Annotated in this window: 1 protein-coding gene; it reads right to left on the bottom strand. The window is 74.7% G+C overall.

Annotation, left to right across the window (positions count from 1 at the left end; translation table 11 throughout):
• On the bottom strand, positions 1–1,114 hold a 1,114-nt coding region (locus AOK18_RS30060), incomplete at both ends, for an MFS transporter (protein WP_240503378.1).

The raw sequence follows: 1,114 nt of genomic DNA, 5'->3' as shown, positions 1-1,114 counted from the left end.
GTTCCGGCGAGGCCGGCGCCCAGCATCATCAGGACGCCGGGGACCAGGATCGCCGTCAGGTAGGCGCCGTCGGCCGTCATCGTCGACTGCCAGGCGAAGCCGGTCAGCGCGACGAGCGTGCCGAGCACGGCCACGGCACGGGCCCCGGCGGCGCGCATCAGCCGGGGTGCGACCTTGGAGCCGACGATCACGGCGAGCGAGCTGGGCACCAGGGCGAACCCGGCCTGGAAGGGGGTGTAGTCGAGCACGTTCTGGGCGTAGAGGGTCATGAAGAACCACATGCAGAACATGGCGGCGCCGCTCAGGAACATCGCCGCGTTCGCCGACGAGACCGCCCGCACCCGGAACAGTCCCAGCGGCATCAGCGGTGCCTTGGCGCGCGCCTCGACGAGGAGGAACAGGGCGACGAGGGCGAGGCCGGCGCCCAGCGGCACCAGGGTGGGCGGTGCCGTCCACCCCTCGGCCTCGGTCTGGGAGATGCCGAAGGCGAGGGTGGCGAGGCCGGCCGTCACCAGGACCGCGCCGGGCAGGTCGAGCCGCCGCCCGTCCCCGGCCCGGCCCTCCGCCAGCCACCAGGCGGCCCCGGCCAGCACCAGCACCCCGATCGGCACGTTGATCAGCAGCACCCACCGCCACGACAGGGTCTCCACCAGCACCCCGCCGACGAACCCGCCGGCCGCGCCGCCGCCCGCGCCGACGGCGGTCCAGGTCGCGATGGCGCGGGCCCGCGCGGGCCCCTCCGGGACCGCCGAGGTGACGATGGTGAGGGTGGACGGCGCCAGGACCGCGGCCCCGAGCCCCTGCACCGCCCGCGCCAGCAGCAGCTGCCAGCCCTCCTGGGCCAGTCCGCCCGCCAGGCTGGCCAGCGTGAACAGGCCGAGGCCGACGAGGAACATCCGCTTGCGCCCGTAGAGGTCACCGGCGCGTCCGCCGAGCAGCATGAACCCGGCGAAGGCGATGGCGTACGCGTTCACCACCCACTGCAGGCCCTGTTCCCCGAGGCCGAGGCCGGTGCGCATCGACGGCAGCGCGACGTTGACCACGGAGATGTCGAGCACGACGAGGAACTGACCGAGGCACGCGAGGGCCACCGCCAGCCAGGGGGGCGGCCCTC

The sequence above is a fragment of the Streptomyces prasinopilosus genome (assembly GCF_001419695.1).
Taxonomy (GTDB): Bacteria; Actinomycetota; Actinomycetes; order Streptomycetales; family Streptomycetaceae; genus Streptomyces; species Streptomyces prasinopilosus.
This window is presented reverse-complemented; position numbering and strand designations above follow the sequence as displayed.